This window comes from Kitasatospora sp. NPDC092286 (assembly GCF_044755565.1).
In the GTDB taxonomy this organism is placed as follows: domain Bacteria; phylum Actinomycetota; class Actinomycetes; order Streptomycetales; family Streptomycetaceae; genus Kitasatospora.
Window position 1 is genome coordinate 24088 of the sequence record NZ_JBIVRD010000015.1, and the last position, 21082, is coordinate 45169.

General features: G+C 72.5%; 22 protein-coding genes and 1 pseudogene. 16 read left to right on the forward strand and 7 right to left on the reverse strand.

All coding sequences use genetic code 11. The features are described from left to right. Positions 1–7: 7 nt before the first annotated feature. Positions 8–850, reverse strand: a complete 843-nt coding sequence (locus tag ACIQIB_RS17390) for an AfsR/SARP family transcriptional regulator (RefSeq protein WP_363607775.1) — start codon at positions 848–850, stop codon at positions 8–10. After that, entirely contained in the window at positions 847–1329 is a 483-nt protein-coding gene (locus ACIQIB_RS17395; RefSeq protein ID WP_363607774.1) for a flavin reductase family protein, read from the reverse strand. Before ACIQIB_RS17395 ends, ACIQIB_RS17390 begins: the two co-directional genes overlap by 4 nt. A 482-nt stretch (positions 1330–1811) precedes the next feature. Between ACIQIB_RS17395 and ACIQIB_RS17400 the strand changes: the two genes are divergently transcribed. From ACIQIB_RS17400 to ACIQIB_RS17465, 14 genes and pseudogenes are all read left to right on the forward strand, one after another. Then, the gene (locus ACIQIB_RS17400) at positions 1812–2138 is read left to right on the forward strand and encodes a TcmI family type II polyketide cyclase (RefSeq protein ID WP_363607773.1); all 327 of its coding nucleotides are present in this window, start codon (positions 1812–1814) and stop codon (positions 2136–2138) included. Between the two features lie 87 nt (positions 2139–2225). Continuing rightward, on the forward strand, positions 2226–2630 hold the full coding sequence (locus ACIQIB_RS17405; protein WP_400657603.1) for a cupin domain-containing protein: 405 nt from the start codon (positions 2226–2228) through the stop codon (positions 2628–2630). Then, positions 2627–3904, forward strand: coding sequence for a beta-ketoacyl-[acyl-carrier-protein] synthase family protein (locus tag ACIQIB_RS17410; RefSeq protein ID WP_400657601.1), 1278 nt, complete (start codon positions 2627–2629; stop codon positions 3902–3904). The genes ACIQIB_RS17405 and ACIQIB_RS17410 overlap by 4 nt, the downstream gene beginning before the upstream one ends. Then, complete coding sequence (locus ACIQIB_RS17415; RefSeq protein ID WP_400657599.1) at positions 3897–5147, forward strand: beta-ketoacyl synthase N-terminal-like domain-containing protein; 1251 nt, start codon at positions 3897–3899, stop codon at positions 5145–5147. The genes ACIQIB_RS17410 and ACIQIB_RS17415 overlap by 8 nt, the downstream gene beginning before the upstream one ends. Positions 5148–5195: 48 nt before the next feature. Beyond that, positions 5196–5396 (forward strand): annotated as a pseudogene (locus tag ACIQIB_RS17420) (acyl carrier protein); the annotation flags it as partial. Positions 5397–5435: 39 nt separating this feature from the next. Beyond that, positions 5436–5915, forward strand: a complete 480-nt coding sequence (locus ACIQIB_RS17425; RefSeq protein WP_363607799.1) for an SRPBCC family protein — start codon at positions 5436–5438, stop codon at positions 5913–5915. Continuing rightward, positions 5912–6661, forward strand: a complete 750-nt coding sequence (locus ACIQIB_RS17430) for an SDR family NAD(P)-dependent oxidoreductase (RefSeq protein ID WP_363607770.1) — start codon at positions 5912–5914, stop codon at positions 6659–6661. Before ACIQIB_RS17425 ends, ACIQIB_RS17430 begins: the two co-directional genes overlap by 4 nt. A 20-nt stretch (positions 6662–6681) precedes the next feature. After that, complete coding sequence (locus ACIQIB_RS17435) at positions 6682–7005, forward strand: antibiotic biosynthesis monooxygenase family protein (protein WP_363607769.1); 324 nt, start codon at positions 6682–6684, stop codon at positions 7003–7005. Beyond that, positions 7002–7322, forward strand: a complete 321-nt coding sequence (locus tag ACIQIB_RS17440) for an antibiotic biosynthesis monooxygenase family protein (protein WP_363607768.1) — start codon at positions 7002–7004, stop codon at positions 7320–7322. Before ACIQIB_RS17435 ends, ACIQIB_RS17440 begins: the two co-directional genes overlap by 4 nt. A 14-nt stretch (positions 7323–7336) precedes the next feature. Next, entirely contained in the window at positions 7337–8572 is a 1236-nt protein-coding gene (locus ACIQIB_RS17445; protein WP_400758777.1) for an FAD-dependent monooxygenase, read from the forward strand. A 9-nt stretch (positions 8573–8581) separates the two neighbouring features. Continuing rightward, positions 8582–9046 (forward strand): DUF1772 domain-containing protein, encoded by a 465-nt coding sequence (locus ACIQIB_RS17450; RefSeq protein ID WP_363607766.1) that lies wholly within the window; start codon positions 8582–8584, stop codon positions 9044–9046. Between the two features lie 111 nt (positions 9047–9157). Further along, a complete protein-coding gene (locus ACIQIB_RS17455) occupies positions 9158–9991 on the forward strand; it encodes an SDR family NAD(P)-dependent oxidoreductase (protein ID WP_400758779.1) in 834 nt (277 codons plus the stop codon). A 136-nt stretch (positions 9992–10127) separates the two neighbouring features. Further along, positions 10128–10670, forward strand: coding sequence for a cupin domain-containing protein (locus ACIQIB_RS17460; RefSeq protein WP_363607764.1), 543 nt, complete (start codon positions 10128–10130; stop codon positions 10668–10670). 195 nt (positions 10671–10865) lie between these two features. Next, positions 10866–12569, forward strand: a complete 1704-nt coding sequence (locus ACIQIB_RS17465) for a tryptophan 7-halogenase (RefSeq protein ID WP_363607763.1) — start codon at positions 10866–10868, stop codon at positions 12567–12569. Between the two features lie 161 nt (positions 12570–12730). Here the strand turns inward: ACIQIB_RS17465 and ACIQIB_RS17470 are convergent, their stop codons facing one another. Both ACIQIB_RS17470 and ACIQIB_RS17475 read right to left on the reverse strand, forming a co-directional pair. Next, entirely contained in the window at positions 12731–13180 is a 450-nt protein-coding gene (locus ACIQIB_RS17470) for a nitroreductase family deazaflavin-dependent oxidoreductase (protein WP_400657590.1), read from the reverse strand. Beyond that, on the reverse strand, positions 13177–13971 hold the full coding sequence (locus tag ACIQIB_RS17475) for an SDR family NAD(P)-dependent oxidoreductase (protein ID WP_400758782.1): 795 nt from the start codon (positions 13969–13971) through the stop codon (positions 13177–13179). Before ACIQIB_RS17475 ends, ACIQIB_RS17470 begins: the two co-directional genes overlap by 4 nt. Before the next feature lie 235 nt (positions 13972–14206). On the opposite strand from ACIQIB_RS17475, the gene ACIQIB_RS17480 reads away from it, so the two are divergent. Both ACIQIB_RS17480 and ACIQIB_RS17485 read left to right on the forward strand, forming a co-directional pair. Continuing rightward, positions 14207–15403: an acyltransferase gene (locus tag ACIQIB_RS17480; RefSeq protein ID WP_363607760.1), complete on the forward strand. Its 1197-nt coding sequence runs from the start codon at positions 14207–14209 to the stop codon at positions 15401–15403. Positions 15404–15682: 279 nt separating this feature from the next. Beyond that, complete coding sequence (locus tag ACIQIB_RS17485) at positions 15683–16321, forward strand: response regulator transcription factor (protein ID WP_363607759.1); 639 nt, start codon at positions 15683–15685, stop codon at positions 16319–16321. Here ACIQIB_RS17485 and ACIQIB_RS17490 read toward each other — a convergent pair. The 3 genes from ACIQIB_RS17490 to ACIQIB_RS17500 form a co-directional block, all read right to left on the reverse strand. Next, a complete protein-coding gene (locus ACIQIB_RS17490) occupies positions 16302–16778 on the reverse strand; it encodes an ester cyclase (RefSeq protein ID WP_400758784.1) in 477 nt (158 codons plus the stop codon). The genes ACIQIB_RS17485 and ACIQIB_RS17490 overlap by 20 nt on opposite strands. After that, the gene (locus tag ACIQIB_RS17495) at positions 16775–18445 is read right to left on the reverse strand and encodes an NAD(P)/FAD-dependent oxidoreductase (RefSeq protein WP_400758787.1); all 1671 of its coding nucleotides are present in this window, start codon (positions 18443–18445) and stop codon (positions 16775–16777) included. The genes ACIQIB_RS17490 and ACIQIB_RS17495 overlap by 4 nt, the downstream gene beginning before the upstream one ends. Before the next feature lie 137 nt (positions 18446–18582). Then, positions 18583–20817 carry an MMPL family transporter gene (locus ACIQIB_RS17500; protein ID WP_363607756.1) on the reverse strand — a complete coding sequence of 745 codons (2235 nt, stop codon included), beginning with the start codon at positions 20815–20817 and terminating at the stop codon, positions 18583–18585. Between the last annotated feature and the right edge of the window lie 265 nt (positions 20818–21082).

A 21082-nucleotide genomic window follows, 5' to 3' on the forward strand; every position in this document is an offset into this window, starting at 1 on the left:
TTCCCGACTAGGCGGACGCCCTCATCGGCACGGGGAGCATCTCGTCGTCGGCGAGCACGGCCTGGTGGGCCATGCGCAGCTCCAGCCCCGGTTCGATGCCGAGCTCCTCGATGAGGTGGGCCCGGGTGCAGCGGTAGGAGGCCAGGGCGTCACCGCTGCGGCCGCTGCGGTGGAGCACCGTCATGAGCCGGGCGCAGAACCCCTCGCTCAGCGGGTTCTCCGCCACCAGCCGGCTGAGCTCGCCGATCAGTTCCAGGTGGCGGCCGAGCTGCAGGTCCAGGTCGATCCGCCGCTTGAGCGCGCTCATCCACACCTCGTCGTACTGCAGGGCGGTGCCGGAGAGGGCCGAGCTGTCCCGCAGCCCCTCCAGCGTCGGGCCCCGGCGGAGGTCCAGGGCTTCCCGGTACTGCTTCGACGCGAGTTCGTGGTGCCCCGCCGCCGCCGACTCCGCGGCCAGCGCGCACAGCCGGTCGAAGCAGACGGTGTCGAGGATGCCCTCGTTGACCTGGAGCTGGTAGCCGGGCGCCCGGGTGCGCAGGGTGCACCAGCGGCCGTCGAGGTCGTGCCGGATCAGGAACTTGCGCAGCTGCGAGACGTACACGCGGAGCGCGGCGAGCGCGGTGGTCGGCGGGCGGTCGCCCCACAGTTCGCGGATGAGCGCCTCGTTGGACACCGTAGCGTTCGGCCGGATCAGCAGGGTGGCCAGCAGCTGCCTCAACTTCCGCTGGGGCAGCGGAACTTCGACGGAGTCGACGACGACCTCCAGCGGCCCGAGCAGGCACAGGGCGACCCCGCGGCGGGTGATGTCCGGCAGGCCGTAGGTCGGCTGCTTGTCCATGACGACCGTCATCCCAGCACCTCCAGCCGCGGGTGCGCGCTGCGGAAGAAGGTCAGCGGCTGGTCCTCGCGGAGCAGGCCGAGGTGGACGACCCGGCCCACCACGATGACGTGGTCCCCGCCGGGGAACATCGCGTGCAGCCGGCAGTCGAGGAAGGCCAGCGCGTCGGCCAGGACCGGGGAGCCGGTCACGCCGGGGCCGTGCCGCAGACCGCCGAAGTCCGCGGTGTCACGGCGGGCGAAGGCCCGGCACAAGTCCGCCTGGTCCGCCGCCAGGATGTTGACGGCGAAGGCGCCGACCTTTTCGACGACCGAGAGGACCCGCGAGTCCCGGTGCACGCAGAAAAGCACCAGGGCGGGGTCGAGCGAGACCGAGGTGAAGGAATTCACCGTCAGCCCCACCGGCTCCTCTCCGCCGGCCACCTCGCAGGTGATCACGGCGACGCCGGTCGGATAACGGCCGCACACCTCCCGGAGCACGCGCCCGTCCACGGGCGCGGTGTCTCTTCCACCTGTGTCGAATACGGTCAAACTGTCCACGTGTTCCCCCTAGGTGAATACCGCACGCACCTCACATCAGCGCAACGACGAACGCTGGGAACGGGCGGCGCAGGTGTCCGACCCTAACGAGGCGATGTTGGTACCACCTACAGCCCAAAGGACGAGGCGGGGCGTACTTTAGGCCGGACCGCCCCTACCAGAGCACCGTGTCGGCGCGCACAAGCGCAGGTCAAGGCGGGTTCAAGCAGGTGCTGCGGGCGAGGTCGGCCGCGCCGACTGGGCAATCTGGGAGACCGGGGGCAGGCGGTCCGCCGGCCGGCCGGCGCCGCGACCGCAGCCGGCGCCCGGCCTCCCCAGGGTCTTCCGACTTTCCGGCGAGAGCTTTTGCGGGCCCTCATCCGAATTTTATCGCACCGAGTGATCCTGTTTTCACCGGTCACCGAGCGACCGGCCCAGGAACGGAAGGGAACAGAATGCGCAGCACTCTCATCGTGGCTCGCATGAGGCCGTCCGCCGAAGCCGACGTGAAACGCATATTCGCCGAATCCGATGCCGGCGAACTTCCCCATCTGATCGGCGTGGCGGAACGCAGGCTGTTCCGCTTCCACGATCTTTACCTGCACTACATGGCATCCGACGACGACGTCCGCGGCCCCATCTCCGAAATGAAGGGCCACGAACTGTTCGTCGATGTCAGCGAGCGGCTGAGGCCCCACATCACGGCGTACGACCCGGAGACCTGGCGCGGCCCTCAGGACGCCATGGCCCACGAGTTCTACACCTGGCGCGCGCAGGGCTGAGACCCATCGTGCCCGAATGGCCCGGCGACGAGGCGTCACCGGTAGGGGGCCCGCACCGAGGGTGCGGGATGACGAGAGGAGGCTGGCGTGGCCAGCGCACGAATGACCAGGATCGCGGCGAAGGATGTGGAGTCCAACCGGCGACGGGGCGGCGATCTGCGGACGCTGCTCAGCCCGGCCACCGCAGAGGCCACCGCGGGCTTCATGGGGGTGCTCACCCTGCTGCCCGGCGAGGTCGTCACCGAGCACTACCACCCGTACTCCGAGGAGTTCCTGTACCTCGTCAGCGGCGAGCTGCTGACGAGGATCGACGGGGAGCCGGTCCCGCTCGCCGCGGGCGAGGCGCTGCACCTGCAGATCAACGTTCGCCACCGGCTGGAGAACCACGGCACGGAACCGGCGTTCATGGTCTTCCAGCTGGGCCCGCTGGCGCCCCGTCCGGAACTCGGCCACGTCGACACCGAGCCCCTGCCGGGCCAGGAGCCGGCGTGACCCGGCGCAGGGCCGTCGTCACCGGGATCGGCGTGGTGGCCCCGGGCGGTGTCGGGACCAAGGCGTTCTGGCAGCTGCTGACCGACGGCCGGACGGCCACCCGCGCCATCTCCCACTTCGACGCCTCGGCCTACCGTTCCCGGATCGCCGCGGAGTGCGACTTCGACGCCGCGGCCGCCGGGCTCACCGCCGAGGAGGTCCTGCGCATGGACCGCGCGGCGCAGTTCGCCGTGGTCGCCGCGCGGGAGGCGCTGGCGGACAGCGGGGCCGGGACCGACGGGGTGCCGCCGCACCGCATCGGAGTGTCGATCGGCAGCGCCGTGGGCGCCACCATCACGCTGGAGCAGCAGTACGTCCGGGTCAGCGACCGCGGCAGCAACTGGGTCGTGGACGCGTCGAACCCGTACCCGTACCTCTACGGGGCGCTGGTGCCCGGCACGCTCGCCGCCGAGGTGGCGTGGACGGCCGGCGCGCAGGGCCCGGTCCGGGTGCTGTCGACGGGCTGCACCTCGGGCCTCGACTCGGTGGCCCAGGGCGCGCAGTTCATCGAGGACGGCTCGGCGGACGTCGTGCTGGCCGGGGCCACCGACGCGCCCATCTCGCCGATCACCGTCGCCTGCTTCGACGCGATCAGGGCGACCTCGCCCAACAACGAGGACCCCGAGCACGCCTCGCGGCCCTTCGACCGCGACCGTGACGGCTTCGTGCTCGGCGAGGGCGCGGCCGTCCTGGTCCTGGAGGACGAGGAGTCCGCACGACGCCGCGGGGCGCGCGTGTACTGCGAGGTCGCGGGCTACGCGCAGCGCAGCAACGCCTTCCACATGACCGGTCTGCGCCCGGACGGCAAGGAACTGGCCGAGGCGGTCCGGGTGGCACTGGACCGCGCCCGGGTACCGGCCGACGCGGTGGACTACGTCAACGCCCACGGCTCCGGCACCCGGCAGAACGACCGGCACGAGACGGCCGCGCTGAAGGTCTCGCTCGGCGAGCACGCGTACCGGGTGCCGGTGAGCTCGATCAAGTCGATGGTGGGTCACTCCCTGGGGGCGATCGGCGCCCTGGAGGTCGCGGCCTGCGCCCTCGCCATCGAGAAGGACACCGTCCCGCCCACCGCCAACCTCGCGCACCCGGATCCCGAACTCGGGCTCGATTACGTACCTCTGACGGCCCGTGAGCAACGGACCGACACGGTGCTCAGCGTGGGCAGCGGATTCGGCGGGTTCCAGACGGCGATGGTGCTCACCGCGCCGGGGAAGGGGGCACGTCATGACTGACACGGCGACGGCCACACGCCGCGCGGTGGTCACCGGCATCTCCGCGGTGGCGCCGAACGGCTTCGGGACGAAGGAGTTCTGGGAGGGCGTGCTGGAGGGCCGCAACGGCCTCGGCCCGGTGACGCACTTCGACGCGGCCGGCTTCCCCGTGCGCACCGTCGGCGAGGTCTTCGGGGACGGCAACCTGCCCGGTGTCGACCCCCGGCTGGCGGTGCAGACCGACCGCTGGAGCCAGTTCGCGCTGCTGGCGGCCGACGAGGCCCTGGCCGACGCCGGGGTGCGGCCGGAGGAGTTCTCCCCGTACGACCTCGGGGTCATCACCGCCTCCTCCTCCGGCGGCAACGCCTTCGGCCAGCGCGAGATCGAGGCCCTGTGGTCGAAGGGACCGCGGCACGTCGGGCCGTACCAGTCGATCGCCTGGTTCTACGCCGCCACCACCGGCCAACTGTCCATCCGGCACGGCATGAAGGGCCCCTGCGGGGTCGCCGTGGCCGAGCAGGCCGGCGGCCTGGACGCCATCGCGCAGGCCCGCCGCGCGCTCCTGCACGGCGACGCCAGGCTCGTCCTGACCGGCGGCACCGAGGCACCGCTGAGCCCCTATGCGCTGACCTGCCAGACCACGTCCGGGGGGCTGAGCCCCGGCGCCGACCCGGAGCGCGCCTACCTGCCGTTCGACGCGGCCTCCCCCGGTCACGTGGCCGGCGAGGGCGGGGCGATCCTGGTCCTGGAGGACGAGCAGGGCGCCCGCGCCCGCGGTGTCGAGGCCCCGTACGGCGAGATCGCCGGTCACGCGGCCACCTTCGACCCGGCCCCCGGCACGCCGGAGGCCGGCACCCCGGTCGCACTGCGCCGGGCCGTGCTGCTCGCCCTCGCCGACGCCCGGGTCCGGCCGGAGGACGTCGACCTCGTCCTCGCCGACGCCGACGGCACGCCCGAGCGCGACCGGATCGAGGCCGCCTGCCTGGCCGAGGTGTTCGGGCCGCGCGGAGTGCCGGTGACCGCGCCCAAGGCGCGCTACGGCCGGCTGTACGCCGGCGGCGGGCCGCTCGACGTCGTCACCGCGCTGCTCGCCCTGCGCGACCAGGTGATCCCGCCGACCGGGCCGGCCGTCGTCGCGGACGCCGCCTACGGCCTCGACCTCGTGGTGGAGCCCCGGCCGGCGCGGCTGCGCACCGCCCTGGTCGTCGCCCGCGGCCACGGCGGTTTCAACTCCGCCCTCGTCGTCCGGGCCCTCGCCCCGTGACGGCGCGCCCCACCTACCACCCCGCGATGCCGAAAGGATCCCACCCCGATGACCGCAGTACCCCTTGAGTACGACGCGTTCCTGACCATCGTCGAACAGTGCACCGGCGTCCCGCTGGAGAGCCTGCAGACGGACGACCCCGCCGTGACGATCGACGACCTGGGCATCGACTCGCTGGGTCTGATCAACATCCTCACCGAGGTCGAGAACCGCTACGACATCCGCCTGGACGCCGAGGGCCTCACCCAGCTCCCCGGCATCTGCGGCCTGGTCAACGAGCAGCTGCGGCTGGCCGCGGCGCGCACCGAGAACGGCATCGTGATCGACGCGCCGTTCGACCTGGTCTGGGACATCACCAACGACGTGGCCGGCTGGCCGGACCTGTTCAGCGAGTACGCCGTCGCGGACGTCCTGGAGCGGCACGGCAACACGGTGCGGTTCCGCCTCGCCCTCCACCCGGAGCCCGACGGCAAGGTCTGGAGCTGGGTCTCCGAACGCGTCATGGACCGCGAGAACCGCAGCGTCCGGGCGCGCCGGGTCGAGACCGGCCCGTTCGCCTTCATGAACATCCACTGGACGTACGAGCAGACCGGCGCCGGCGTGGAGCTGCGCTGGGTACAGGAGTTCCGCATGAAGCCGGACGCCCCGGTGGACGACGCCGCGATGACCGCGCGCATCAACGAGAACTCCAAGGTCCAGCTGGCGCTCATCAAGGAGCGCGTGGAGGCCGCCGCCCGCGCCGGCGCCGGAACGGCGGTGGCCCGATGACCGCCGCCCTCGGCTTCGGCCTCAAGGGCCGGCACGCCCTGGTGACCGGTGGCGCCCGGGGCATCGGGCGGGCCACCGTGCTCGCCCTGGCCGCCCAGGGCGCCGCGGTGACGGCCTGCTACGTCAACGAGAGCGAGCAGGTCGAGTCGCTCCGCGCCGAACTGGCGGAACTGGGCGCCCGGGGGACCCTGGTGCGCGCCGACGTCGCCGACCACGAGCACGCCGCCCGGCTGGCGGCCGAGGCGCACGAGCGGTACGGGGCGATCGACGCCGTCGTGAACAACGCGGGCGTCATCAGCCACCTGCCGCTGACGGACCTCGGTCCCGACGAGTGGCACCGCATCCTCGACACCAACCTGTCCGGCACGTACCACGTCATCCGCGGGGCGCTGCCGCACCTCGCGGAGACCGCCTCGATCGTCAACATCAGCTCCGCCGTGGCGCACCACGGCATGCCGGGCGCCGCCCACTACGTGGCGTCCAAGGCCGGGGTGATGGGCCTGACCCGGGCGCTGGCCAAGGAGCTGGGTCCGCGGGGCGTGCGCGTCAACTGCATCGCCTCCGGGCTGGTCGAGACGGACCAGATGAAGGCGGTCAGCGCCGAGGGGCGGGCCGCGTACGAGCAGCGGATCTCGCTGCGCCGGCTCGGCCGGCCGGCGGAGATCGCCGACGCGGTGCTGTTCCTCGTCTCCGACGCCGCCCGCTACGTCACCGGCGCCACGCTCGACGTCGACGGCGGCATCTGACCCGAAGGAGACCGCACGCCGTGATCCGCGCCGTGTTGGAGATGACGGTCCGGGAGGGCCGCGAGGAGGAGTTCCGCGCCGCCTGGCTGGAGACCGCACGGGCCGCCGCGCTACTGCCGGGCTCCGTCGCCCAGTCGCTGGCCCGGGACCCGCGCACCCCCCGCACCTACCTGGTGATGGCCGACTGGGCCGACCGGGCCGCTCTGGAGGCCTTCCAGAACGGCCCGGCGAGGGAGCAACTCAGCGCCAGGCTGGAGCAGTTCCGTGAATCAGCCCGCAAGCACGTGCTCGACGTGGTCGAGCACGTGCCGGGCACCACACCGATGAAAGGTGGTCCGTCGTGACCGTTCGCATCATGGTTTCCGCCCGGGTCGAGGAGAACGACCAGGCGGCCTTCGAGGAGGCGTACCGGCAGGTCACCGCCGCGGTCAAGGGCACCCCCGGCCACCTGCGCGACGAGCTGCTGCGCGACGCCGAGCAGCCCGGCCGTTACATCCTGCTCGCCGAGTGGGAGAGCGAGGAGGCGTTCCGCACCTGGGAGGACGCCCCGACCCACCGCGAGACCGCGGCCCCGATGTTCCCGTACTGGAGCAAGGGCGAGATCGAGCGGCGGATCTTCGACCTGCGGGCCCGCCTCGACAGCGTGCCGTCGCAGGGCTGAGCGGACCACGGCCCATGGCGACCATCCGAAAGGCCCTGGTGATCGGGGCCGGCATCGGCGGGCTCACCACGGCGGCGGGGCTGCTGCGGCAGGGCATCGCCTGCGAGGTGTTCGAGGCCCGCCCCACGCCGGGACGGCTGCTGACCGGCGGCGGCTTCATGCTCTGGCACAACGCCTTCCTGGCGCTGCGCCGGATCGGGCTGGACGAGGCCGTCGCCGCCGACGCGGTGCGCATGCGCTTCCACGAGTTCCGTTCCGACTCCGGCCGGCGACTCGCCCGGTGGCGGCTGGACGGCCCGACGGAGCGGATCGGCGCGCCGGCCTGCGCGCTGCGGCGGTCGACGCTGCACACGGTGCTGACCGAGGCGGTCGGCGAGGAGCGGATCCACCTCGGCCGCCGGTTCACCGGCTTTACCGAGGACGCCGACGGCGTCACCGCCCACTTCGACGACGGGTCCACGGCCCGCGGCGACGTGCTGATCGGCGCGGACGGACTCCGCTCCACCGTGCGCGCCACGCTGCGCAACGGCTTCGAGCCGCCGCCGCGGTACGCCGGCTACACGGCCTGCCAGGCCATCACCCGGCTGCCGGGCGAGTCGCTGGTGCCCACCGGCACGTTCTTCAACATGTGGGGCAAGGGCGGGCTGCGCTTCCTGTACTGCCGGCTGAACGAGGAGGAGGTCTACTGGGACGCCATCACCAGTGACCGCGCGACCGCCGGGATCGACACCCTGCGCCTCTCGCGGGGGGCCGGGCTGGCGGCCGCGTACCGGAACTGGCCGGACCCGGTCGGCCGGATCATCGCCTCGACCGACGAGGAGGCGATCCTGCCGGTGCCGATCCACGACCGGCCGCCGGCCGGCGGGTGGAGCAAGGGCCGGGTGGTGCTCACCGGCGACGCGGCCCATCCGATGACGCTCAACCTCAGCCAGGGCGCCGGTCAGGCCATCGAGAGCGGTGTGGTGCTCGCCGACCTGCTGGGCCGGTGCGAGCCGGACGCCGTGCCCGCCACCCTGCGCGCGTTCGAGTCCGCCCGTCGCGCGCGGGCGGCGGACATGGTGACGACCTCGTGGCGCATCGGCGCGCTGGGGCTCGCCCACAGCGGCCCGCTGTGCCGGCTGCGCGACGCGGCGATGTACGCGTTCTTCGACTCGGTCGCGCGCGGCCAGAGCTACTCGCTGATGCTGGACGACCGGCTGGAGCGGGCCCCGCTGCAGACGGCCGAGCCGCTCGGCCACGGGGCGGGGTGAACCGGCCCGATGCTGGTCACCATTCTGGCCGTCGTCCTGGTCCTGTGCACGGGGATCCTCGCGGGCGCCCTGCTCGCGGTGGAACGCGCCATCGTCCCGATGCTGCTGCGGCTGCCGCGGCAGACCTGGTCCGACGTGCACCGGCTGCTGGACCCGGGGTTCGACCCGCTGATGCCGACCGTCAACAAGGTGGCCCTGGCCGCCGGCCTCGGGCTCACCGTGCTGGCGCCGGGGGCCGCCGCGAAGGCCGCCTTCGCGGCGGCGCTGGCCTCGGTGGCCGGGGTCGCCCTGGTGTCGGAGCTGCGCAACGTGCGGATGAACCGGCGGATCGACGGCTGGGCCGCGGCCGGCGAGATCCCCGACGGCTGGGACGCCCTGCGCACCCGGTGGGCGCGCGCCAATCTGCTGCGCACCGTCTTCGCCGGCCTGGCGTTCGGCATCGCGCTCGGCGGCACCTGGCTGGTGCTCGGCTGAACCCGACCCCTGAACCGAACTCCCCTTCCCTGGAGGGCACTTCGCCTTCCCTGATCCGACCTTCGTCCTCGGTGGACCGAGGACCCGTTCCCGATCCGAGGAGCTGATCCGGTGAATCCGGCACACGAGGAGCACGAACCGCACGCACCCGCCCCCGGGGCCGCCGGCCGGACACCCGGAACCCCGGAGTTCGCGGGCCGGGTCGCCCTGGTCACCGGTGCCTCCCGCGGCATCGGCGCGGCCACCGCCCGGCTGCTGGCGGCCCGCGGGGCGCGGGTCGCGGTCAACTACCACAAGAGCGCGGACCGGGCCGAGGACCTGGTGTCCGCGATCCGGCGGGACGGCGGTGCGGCGGTGGCCGTCCAGGGCGACGTCACCGACCCCGCCGGGGTGACCGCCCTGGTCGGGGCCGTCACGACCGCGCTCGGCCCGATCGACGTCCTGGTGCTCAACGCCGCCGGGCTGGGCGCCCACGAGGCGCGCATCGCCCCTGCGGCGGACCTCTCCTGGGAGGACCTGGAGCACGTGGTCAGCCAGCAGCTCAAGGCGCTGTTCCTGACCGCGCGGGCCGTGCTCCCCGGCATGGTCGCCCGGGGCGGCGGCTCGGTGGTGGCGGTCGGGGCGGCGCTCGCCAAGCGGCCGGCACCCCGGTTCCTGCCGCTGACCGTGGCCAAGGCGGGCGTGGAGGCCGCCGTGCGCACCCTGGCACTGGAGGTGGGCCCGCACGGGGTGCGGGTCAACGCGGTGGAGCCGAACCTCGTGCTCACCGAACTCGCCCGCTTCATCCCCGAGGAGCAGCGCCGGGCGGCCGCCGAGCGGGCCGCGCTGCGGCGCAACGGCACCCCGGAGGACATCGCCGAGGTCGTCGCGTTCCTCGCCTCCGAGCGCGCCGCGTACCTCACCGGCAGCTGCCTGGTCGCGGACGGCGGCACGTCACTCGCCTGACGCCCCGGCCGGCCGGCACCCGGCCACACCCCAGCACCGGGTTTTCCCGCTCTTTATCACCCTCTTTGCAACCACTGATTGCCTGTCACCACGGCTGCCGTCCGCCTCCGGACGATCCGACCGAAAGGAATGAACCTTGTCGAAGCCCGAACGGAAAGTCGTCAACCGGGACGAGGTCGAGCCCGTCTGCTGGTTCGGCGAGGAGGGCCGGTTCCTGCTCCGCAAGGAGGACACCGGCGGTCTGTACAGCTTCTACCAGATCTCCACCCAGCCGGGCAGCGGTCCGCCGCTGCACGTCCACGAGACCGCCGACGAGGCGTTCTTCGTCAACAAGGGCACCTACGAGTTCGAGGTCGGCGGGGTCACCGAGCGGATCGGCGAGGGGACCGTGATCTTCGGCCCGCGCGCCGTGCCGCACCGCTTCCTCAACGTGGGTGACGAGCCCGGCCAGTTGCTGGTCATCGCGACCCCCGGCGGGGTGGAGAACTTCTTCATCGGGCTGTCGAAGCTCGTCTCGGGCGGCGGCATGCCGGACTGGGAGAAGATGCAGCAGCTCGCCAACGAGAACGAGATGCGCGGATTCATGCCGCCGCCCGGCGCCCGCGGCGACCTGAAGGGTCCGCAGGCCGTCCGGCACGGCCTGCACGGCGCCCCGGCCGACGCGCGGCCCCGCGGCTGACCCACCCGGCCCGGGGGTGACCCACCCGGCCCGGGGGCGGGGCCCGCGCCCTCCACCACCGGACGTCCGTCCGCCGAACGGCCCGCCGGGCCCCGGCCGGGGCAGCGCGCCATTCGCGCTGTCCCGGCCGACCCCGTTCCGCTCCGGCGCACCTGTGGCGCCGCCCACCTGCCTCAGTCCGACCAGGAGGACACCATGCCCGGACAACCCTCCGGCAACCGCGCCGGCCTGCGGCTCGCCGCGCCGCCGCGCCACGACGTGATCATTCTGGGTTCCGGCATCGCCGGTTCGACCCTCGGCGCCATCCTCGCCAAGCAGGGCGTCTCCGTCCTGCTCCTCGACGGCGGCGTCCACCCGCGGTTCGCCGTCGGCGAGTCGACGACGCTCTACACCCTCAAGGTGTTCCGGCTGCTCGCCCGGCGCTACGGCGTTCCCGAGCTGGAGTCGCTCACCTCCTCCGACGGCATCCGCGACGACATCTCGCCGACGTCCGGCACCAAGCGGCACTTCGGCTTCATCCGGCACGAGGAGGGCAAGGAGCCCGACCCGGCCGAGTTCCTGCAGTTCAGCCCGCCGTCCAAGGCCCTGCAGACCGGTCATCTGTTCCGTCAGGACACCGACGCGTACCTCTTCCACACGGCCATCCGCTACGGCTGCGACGCCCGGCAGGCGTTCCACGTCGAGGACGTGGAACTCGCCGAGGACCACGTCGCCGTGGTCGGCCGGGGCGGCGAGCGGTACGAGGGCCGCTGCCTGGTGGACGCCAGCGGTTTCCGCTCGCCGCTCGCCGCGAAGCTGGACCTGCGCCGTCCGCCGGAGGCGCTCAAGCACCACTCCCGCTCGATGTTCACCCACATGCTGGGGGTCCGGCCGACCGACGAGTGCCTGCGCGTGGGGCCCGAGGACGCGCCGCCGATCCCGTGGGTCGAGGGCACCATGCACCACCTCTTCGACCGCGGCTGGTTCTGGTCGATCCCGTTCAACAACTCTCCCGGCTCGAAGAACCCCCTGGTCAGCGTGGGGCTCACGCTCGACGAGCGGAAGTACCCGCGGAACCGCGACGTGACCCCGGAGGAGGAGTTCCGCGCCTTCGCGGCACGCTTCCCCGCGGTGGAGCGCCTGTTCGCGGACGCGCGGACGGTGCGGCCGTGGGTGTCGGCCGACCGGATCCAGTACACCTCGACCCGGACGGTGGGTCACCGCTGGTTCCTGATGTCCCACGCGGCCGGCTTCCTCGACCCGCTGTACTCCCGCGGTCTCACCAACACCGGTGAGGTGATCAACTCGCTCGCCTGGCGGCTCCTCGAGGCGCTCTCCGACAACGACTTCGACGAGGAGCGCTTCCGCTACGTCGACGAACTCCAGCAGGGCCTGATCCGGCACAACGACGAGCTCGTCAACAGCTCCTTCGTCTCCTTCCAGGACCACACGCTGTGGAACGCCGTGTACCGCGTCTGGTGCGCCGCCGAGGTGCCGATCAACCTGCGCTTCGACCGGTTCACCGAACGCTTCGAGGAGTCCGGCGACGACGGCGTGCTCCGCGCGATGGAGAAGGCCGCGTACCCCGGGCTGCCCGTTCCCGGGTCCCCGGGCTACAAGGCCCTGTTCGACGAGATGGTGCGGATCTGCGACGCGGTCGACCGCGGGGAGCGGACCGCCGCCGACGCCGGGGCCGAGCTGCTGAAGACGGTGGTCGAGGCGCCGGTCGTGCTGGACCACCTGGGCCTGCGCGACCCCGAGTGCCGGTTCGTCTACCCGATGCCCGACGACCTGCGGCGGATGGCCGGCTGGCTGCGCAACGACGGTCCCGACGAGCTGCGCTACCTGACCACCGGCGTCGACGTGCACGGTGCGCCGCTGCCGACCGAGGCGGACGTCGAGAAGGCGCTGCCGCACTGACCCGGCACGCGGAACGGCCGTCGGCGGCCGGGCGTTCCGCGCTCCGGGCAGTGCGCCCGGCCGGCACGAGCGGCCGACACGAGCGGCCGGCTCCCACGAAGGTGTGGGAGCCGGCCGCTCGGTGCTGTGCGCGGCCCGCGGGTGCGCCGCGGGCCGCGGCCTCAGGGCGTCCGGGGCGTGACGCGGAACACCGGGCAGCGCTCCGCAGCCGCCTCGAAGTGCTCCGGGGAGCCGGACTCGACCAGCCCGTTGCGCACGAACGCGCCCACGCCCCGCGGGACCTGCCGCGGGAACTCCCGCAGCACACGGCCCCGCTCCGCCACCGGCAGCTCGACCAGGTCCACCCGCTGCGAGCGCCGGCCCCGGGTCAGCGTCCCGTGGCCCGCCGCGCGGGCGTTCCTGACCCAGTCGGACTCCGGGTACGCCTGGAGAAGGTGGCGAACGCCGTCGACCACCACCGGGGCGACCGGGTTGGTCCGCGGCAGGCCGCTCCGGCGGCCGGGGACGGTGAGCAGGTACATGGGCCCGAAGGGCAGCCCCAGCCGGTGGAGGAGGACCACGGCCTTGTTGCGGACCCGGTGCCGGGGGGAGATCCGGCGCCGCGCGGTCATGCCGCCCGCCGCTCGTGGACGCGCCGCGTGATGGCCCGGACCACGGACCGCGGCATCGCCCGCATCAGGGGCAGCCGGACGCGGTACGCCAGGCCCGGCACCGTGGACGTCCGCCCGGCCGCCACCGCGTCCAAACCCGCCCGGGCGACCTGATCGGCCGTCAGCCACTTGATGCCGGGCAGCGCGTCGGTCGACACCCCGGCCGCCTCGTGGAACCCGGAGCGGGTCAGGCCGGTGTGCACGGTGGTGATGTGGACGCCGTGGCGGGCGACCTCCATGGCCAGGCTCTCGCTCAGCGAGGAGAGGAAGGCCTTGGAGGCGGCGTACGTCGCCGAGCGCGGCTTGGGCAGGACGGCGACCAGCGAGGAGACGTTCACGATCCCGCCGGAGCCGCGGGCGATCATGCCCGGCAGGCAGGCGTGGGACAGCCTCAGCGGGACGACCGCGTTGAGCACCGCCGTGTGCAGCTCGCGCTCCGCCGGCAGCTCCGCGAAGTACCCCGAGCCGCTCGACCCCGCGTTGTTCACCAGCAGCTCCACCGGCCGCTCGGGATCGGCGAGCCGCTGCTCGGCGAGCGCGAGCTGACTCTCGTCGGTGAGGTCGAGCCGGAGCACCTCCACGGTCACCCCGTGGGCGGCCCGCAGGTCGCTCGCGAGCCGTTCGAGGAGTTCGCCCCGCCGCGCCACGAGGACGAGGTCGACGCCCTCCCGCGCCAGGAGCCTGGCGAACCCCTCACCGATCCCGCCCGACGCCCCGGTCACCATGGCCGAGGCGTAAGGAAATCGCCGCATGCTGTTCCCCCAATTCCTGAAAAATTCGACCGGACACGCTCGAACACATTAACCTAGGCCCCGGCGGACGGGCCAGTGAACGGAATACCCGAAGAAGCCCCGCGGCACCGATTTATACCTGCTTAACCCCGGTTTCATCGGCCGGTGGTGCAATGCTGCCGCACGATTTCCCGACCTCAGAAGACCGCCGGCCGCACCCGGCCCCGTCCCCGTCGAAATGGCTGGTGTCGTTTCCATGAGATCCTCCGCGCAAGAGCGGAAATCACCGCTCCCCGCGCCCTCCGCCCCCGGCGCCGGTCCGGCCGCCCGGCTGAACTCCCTCACCGGCCTGCGCTGGATCGCGGCCCTCGCCGTCTTCCTGTCGCACGTCGGCACCCTGCTGCCGCTGCCGGACGCCAAGCCGCTGCTGTCCCTCGGCTCCTCCGGCGTGACGTTCTTCTTCGTCCTCTCCGGCTTCGTCCTGACCTGGACGTGGACGGCCGGCGACCGGGTCGGCCCGTTCTACGGCCGCCGGTTCGCCCGCATCTGGCCGGTGCTGCTGGTGGCCGTGCTGGTCCCGCTGCTGCTCCAGCTGCCCGACGCCCGGCCGGACCACGCCGACACCCTGAAGGTGACCGCGCTCTCCGCCGTCCTGCTGTACCAGGCCTGGGTGCCCGGCCACATCCTGGACAGCGCGAACCCGGTGGCCTGGTCCCTCGCCTGCGAGGCGTTCTTCTACGCGCTCTTCCCGTTCGTCGCCAGGCCCCTGGCGCGGCGGTCGCTGCGCTGGCTCGGCGTCGCGGCCGTCCTGCTGCTGGTGGTGGGCTGGGGCCTGAGGATCTGGCTGTGGGACGCCTACCCGCCCCAGGCGCGGCCGAAGTTCACCGGGGTGAACGGCCTGCTCCTCGGCACCTTCTCGCCGGTCGCCCGGGTCTGGGAGTTCCTGCTCGGCGTGGTCGCCGCGGCCGCCGTGCGCAAGGGCTGGCGTTCCCCGATCGGCGTCGCGCCGGCCGCCGCCCTGGTCGCCGCCGGCTACGTCGTCCTGTGGCTGCTGCGCGAGGAGACCTGGCGTCTCTTCGTCGTCTACGACGCCCTTCCCCAGGTCACCGCTCCGCTGTTCGCCCTGCTGATCGTGGCGGTCGCCGGAAAGGAGATCTCGGGCGGCACTTCGTGGCTCGGCACGCGGCCCATGGTGAAACTCGGAGAATGGTCGTACGCCTTCTACCTCCTGCACTTCACGGTGCTCTTCGAGATTTCCTCCTCGCTTTTCGACAAGAACGGCGTCATGGAGTACTACATGCGCCCGGTGAAGGCGAGCTGGTCGAATGCGGGGTGGGCGGTCCTCGCCCTCGCGATCACCCTGGCCGCCTGTGCGCTGCTGTACCAGTTCTACGAGCGCCCCGTGGAGCGGTGGCTGCGCGCCCGGATCGGCGGCGGCCGCGGCGGACGGTGACGGCCGCCCGACGGACCTGACGGTGCCCGGCCCCGTTCCGGCCGGGCACCCGACACCAGGAAGCGACGAGCACCCGCTCCCGGACCGACCAGCAGTCCGGGAGCGGGTGTTCGTCACGCCCCTGGTCCCCGTCCGGCCCGGCCACCGGCCCCGGGGACCCGCGGCCCGTGGAGGGCCGGCCGGGGTCCACCGGACCGTACTGTCCGGATCACTGTATGGATGCGATCCCGCTGTGGAACCATACTGCCACCGCGTAACCATGATCCCAGGGGGAGAAACATGCCGGTGGCGCCCCGCCTCAGCATCCTCGTCGTCGACTCGCACCCCATCTCGCTGGCCGGCCTGCGCACCATTCTGGACAACTGTCCCGATTTGACGGTGGTCGGTACGGCGCACGACCGCGAGAGCGCCGTCGAGCGGTACCGGGAGCTGCGACCCGATGTGGTGGTGGTGAGCACGCACAAGCATGCGGGCCGGGCCCTGGACATCGTGGGCGCACTGTCCAGGACCCGGTCGCCGCTGCCCGCGGCCAAGGCGCTCGTCCTGGTCGACGACGTGGACGCGGCGGCGGACCACGTGCTGCAGGCCGGTGTCCACGGCGTGCTGTCCTGCGCGAGCACGTCCGAGGAGGTCGCCGCCGCGGTCCGCATCACGGCCACCGGCCGCTCCCTGCTGATCCCCCGGGCCCGGGAGGAGTCCGGGGATTCCCCGCTGGAAACGCTGACCGAGCGGGAGCTCCAGGTCTTCCACCTCGTGGCCCAGGGATTCAGCAATGCCGAGATCTCGGCGGAGCTGAAGCTCAGCCAGAGCACCGTGAAATCGCACATCCGGAACGCGATGGAGAAACTCCATTTGCGCAACCGCGTGCACGCCGTCATCTTCGCCTACGAGAACAGGATCATCCACGCGGACCGGTAGCGAAAGGCGCCGGGCCCGGGGTGTCCCGGTCCTGCGCCCGCAGCTGGGAAAGGACCCGCTGCACGTCGAAGACATTCCGGTCCTCGACGACGAGCCCGTTCTCCACCCGCCACAGCTGGATTCCTTCCGAGGAGATCGCCCGCCCGGTGGGCGGAACGCCGGCGAACTCCCCCACGTGCGTGCCCCGGGTCGTGTACCAGCTCGCCACCCACGGGCCCTCGGCCACCTGCAGCCCGACCTCGACGGTGAGCCCGGCGAACGCCGCGCGCCGCAGCCGGACGCTCTCCCGGGGGCCCTCGGGGCCCACCGGCCGGCCGCCCAGCCGGAACTCCGGGGCGAAGATCAGGTCCGCCACGTCCAGCTCCCCGCGACTCCAGCCCTGGTCGAACCAGCGGCGGGCGAGGGCCTTGTTCGCCTCCTGGACGCTCGCCACCCCCTCCGGGGCCACGGTGCTCACCGGCCTCCCTCCGCGGGGAGGGGGGCCGACCCGGCACCGGCCGCGCGCAGGGCGTCGAGGCTCTCGCGGCCGATGGTGCTCAGCGCCGGCACCGGCGATCCGGCCGCCCACTGCAGGAACTCCACGATCTGGCCGCGGTCCGGGTGCATGAACCGCCGGTTCTCGTCCTTCCAGCCGAATCCCGGGTGGACCGCCTCGGAACCCCTGACGAGTCCCATGATGATGTCCGCCGCCCGGTCGCCGTCGATCTCCTTCGCCTCGTACTGCTCGCAGGCCCTCGCCGTACCGTCCAGAAGGGCCTTGAAATCGTCGTTGTCGGGCCACCAGAGGCCGACGTGCGGCACCTTCTCCAGCTCGTCGAAGACGCGCGCGTCGCGGTCGGCGCGGTACTTGCGCAGCGCGTTGTTGATCCGCAGCGTGCCGGGTGTGTTGCCGCTCCCCCAGACACGGAAGACGGCGTCCCAGAGCCGGAAGTGGGAAAAGGAGATGAACGAGCAGTTGACGAGGGTGTCGTTGTGGTCGAGCAGGCCCTGTTCGAGCTCCTCGACGTAGCGGAAGCGCTCCTCGTCGAAGTCGTCGTCCGCGAGTGCGGCGAGCAGCCGCGGGGCGAGCGCGTGGATGATCTCGAAGGTGTTGGACATGCCCCGGGAGTAGAGCGGGTCGAGGAAGCCCGCGGCGTGCGACATCAGGCACCACCGCTGTCCCACGGTCTTGTTGGAGGAGTACTGCAGCCGGCCCGTGGACACCCACTCCCGGACCTTCCTGGCCCCCTCGAACTGCCGTGCCACCGCCGGGAAGCGGCTCAGCAGCAGCTCGAACTCCTCTTCCGCGCCGATGCCCTCCGGCTTGGGGTACAGCCGCGGGTCGAAGGTGACGCCCACGCTGCACAGCGGGTTCCGGGAGAGCTCGTGGTTGTCGAACGGGATGATCCAGAACCAGCCCCGCTCGAAGAGGTGGTGCATGGTGCCGTTGTGCCAGGGCACCGGCGGCCGGTCCTGCTCGGGCACCTCCAGCACGTCGTCGAACCGCTTGACGCCGATCATGTGCGTGAACAGCGAGCGGGAGTGGTGCCGGAACCGGGCCGGCTGCTCGCGCAGGCCCAGGTGGTCGGCCAGCGGCGAGCGGAAGCCGCTCGCGTCCACCAGGTAGCGCGCCCGGACCAGGTTCCCGTCGGTGCCCGTCACGGTGACGCCGGCGTCGTCGAAGTCGATCTTCTCCGCGCGCCACTGCTGACGGGTGTCGCAGCCGTACCCGACGGCGACCCGCAGCAGGTAGGCATCGCTGTCCTGGCGGAACAGGTGGCTCGCCGAGGTCAGCGCGTCGGGGATGACGAACTGGTGCGCCTCGGTCGGGTCCGGCTCCTGGCCCGGCCGGTGCAGCATGAAGCCGAAGTGCTGCTTGCGGCCGAAGGTGTTGCTCACCTGCTGGTTGATGGTCGTGGCGTCGGTGAGGGCCTCGAACTCGGGGATGTCGTAGCGTTCGGCCAGCACCTGGAGCCAGGCGACGAGTTGAGGGATCATGGACTCGCCCACCGCGAAGCGGGGGTGGGTGCCCGCGTCGGCGATCAGCACCTTCGCCCCGCTGCGGGCCAGCACCGCGCCGAGGGTGGATCCGGCGATTCCCGATCCCAGGATCACCACATCGTGGCTGGGGCTCTGTATCGACACTGTCGGTTCCCTTCGCACTCGTCCGGTCGGGGGCGCCGCGTTGCCGTCGGCGCCCGCGCCACCAGCCTTGCGCACTCAGGTGAAGCGGTGAGAAAGCGCGTGCAGGCCACCGCGCCGTGGCGCGGTGGCCTGCACCGTCAGGCGCGGTTCTGCGGGCCGGCCTGCGTGGCGGGAGCGGCGGACGAGCCGTCCGTCCGTCCCGCTTCCCCTGCCGCGTCGTCAACGGCGGGGCGGTTCCTCGGGGCGGGTACCCGTTCGGGGGTAGTGACGAGCAGCCGGCCCAAGGAGCGTGGGAACCACCAGTTGGACCGCCCGAGGAGGGTGACCAGAGCCGGGGTGAGCAGACCCCGGACCACGGTGGCGTCGATGATGATGCCCGCCGCCAGAGCGGTGGCGAACACCTTCACATCGGTGATCGGAATGCTGGCCAGTGCGGTGAAGGCCAGGAAGAGGATGAACGCCGCGGAGGTGACCAGCCGGCCCGTGCGGCTGATGCCCGTCACGACGGACGGCACCACGGTGTCGCGCACGCCCTTGGCACTCAGCTCCAGGTGGGTCTCGCGGATGCGGTGGAGGATGAACACCTCGTAGTCCATGGACAGTCCGAAGAGGAAGGCGAAGACCGCCATCGGGACCCAGATGGTCACCGCCCCGATCGCCGGGGTGTCGAACAGCAGCTCGCTGCCGTAGCCCTTCTGCCAGATCAGGACGACCACGCCGTACGCCGCGCAGGTGGACAGCGCGTTGAGGATCAGCGCCTTGATCGGCAGGACCACCGAGCGCAGCGTCCGGGCGAGCACCACGAAGGTGAGCAGGGCGACGAAGACCAGGATCAGCCCGAGGGAGCCGTAGACCCCGTCGATGAAGTCCACGTCCGTGGCGGGGCCGCCGCCGACCAGGGTGCCCGGGGTGTCCTCCGCGAGGTCCATGACCTTGGTGACCGTGTCCCGGCCGGTGCTGCTGGACGGGTCGGCCTTGGTCCACACGTCGATGACGCGCTGTCCGCCGCGCGCCCAGTCCGCCGGGGCGGCCGAGCCCGCGACGCCTTCGAGCGCGGCGAGCCTGCCCTGCACGGCGTCCGAGCCGCCCGCGTCGACGACGACCTCCAGCGGGCGGGCGATGCCCTCGCCGAAGCCGGCGTCGACGATCCGCTGGTAGGCCGCGGCGGGCTTGCCGCCCTGGGCGAGCGTCACGGTGGCCGGCTGGCCCAGGCGCAGGGCGAGCACGGGGGCGGCGAGGGCCAGCAGCACCGCGCCGCTGAGCACCGCGCACAGCGCGGGACGGCGGGTGGTGAAGCCCGCGATCCGGCCCCACAGCCGGCTGTCCGGACGGTGCACCCGGCGCGGCCGGTCGAGCTTGTCGCCCCAGGCGTACAGCAGCACGGGCAGCAGGGTGATCGCGACGCCGACGCTGACCAGCGGGATCAGCAGGCCCGCGTAGCCGACGCTGCGCAGGAACGGGACCGGCAGGACCACCAGCGCGGCGAGCGAGATCGCCACCGTGGCGCCGCTGAGCACCACCGCGTGGCCCGCGCTGGAGACGGCCCGGACGACCGCCTCCCGGCGCTCCTCGGGCGAGGAACCGTCGGATCCGGGCTTCTGCCGCTCCTCCCGCCAGCGGGTGACGATCAGGAGCGCGTAGTCGATCGCGATGCCCAGGCCGATCAGCGCCACCAGGTACTGGACGATGAAGGAGACGTCGGTGATCCCGGTGATACCGCGCACCAGCAGGAACGTCGTCGGGATGGCGACCATGGCCATCAGCAGCGGCACCACGGCGAGGCCGCTGGCGAAGACCAGGGCCAGCACGACCAGGGCGCCGAGGGCCCCGATCAAGGTCTCGTAGATCGGGCTGCGCTGGCCTCCGCTGTCGCGGCCGGAGAGGACCGGCTGGCCGGTCAGTTCGACCGGGGCGCCGCCGATCCTCGCGCTCTCGACCGCCGTCTTGATCGCCGGGAGCGACTGCTCGTAGGGGGCGTTGGAGCGGTTGGCCGGCGGGTAGACCAGCGCGACCGTGGTGCGCTTGTCCTGGGAGACCAGGGACTCGCCGCCGGGACCGGCGAACGAGACGCTGCGGCCGCCCTTCGGGGTGACCTTGGCGATCAGGTCGCCCCACTGCTCGCGGACACCGCCGCTGTCGACCGTCGAGCCGTCGGGCACGGTCACGACGAGCAGCAGCGGGGCGTTCTTGCCGCCGGTCTGCGAGAAGCGCTGGGCCAGGGCGTCGTTCGCCTCCTGGGAGTGCTTGTCCGGGAGCCGGGACTCGAACGAAAGCTTGTCGATCGTGCTGCCCGACATGGCACCACCGGCCAGGGTGAGCACCACCCAGACCAGGACGACTGACAGCCGATGGGCGAGCACCCACCGCGTCATGCGCTCCAAGGTAACCCCTCCTGTAGGGACGCTACTGTGTAGCTACGCTACGCATGTAGGAGGAGACCATAGCCCGGCCACAACCGGTGACGCAATATCAAATGAACCGATCCGGTCGCGAGTTGGCACACGACGGAACGGCCCCGGAACGCACCGGTCCCCTGGTGGGCGACCGGCCGCGAGCGGCGCAACGACCGGCCCGAGGGCCGGGTGAGGAGACCGGGGCCGCCAACGCGAAACGCCCGGCCGGGAGACCCCGGCCGGG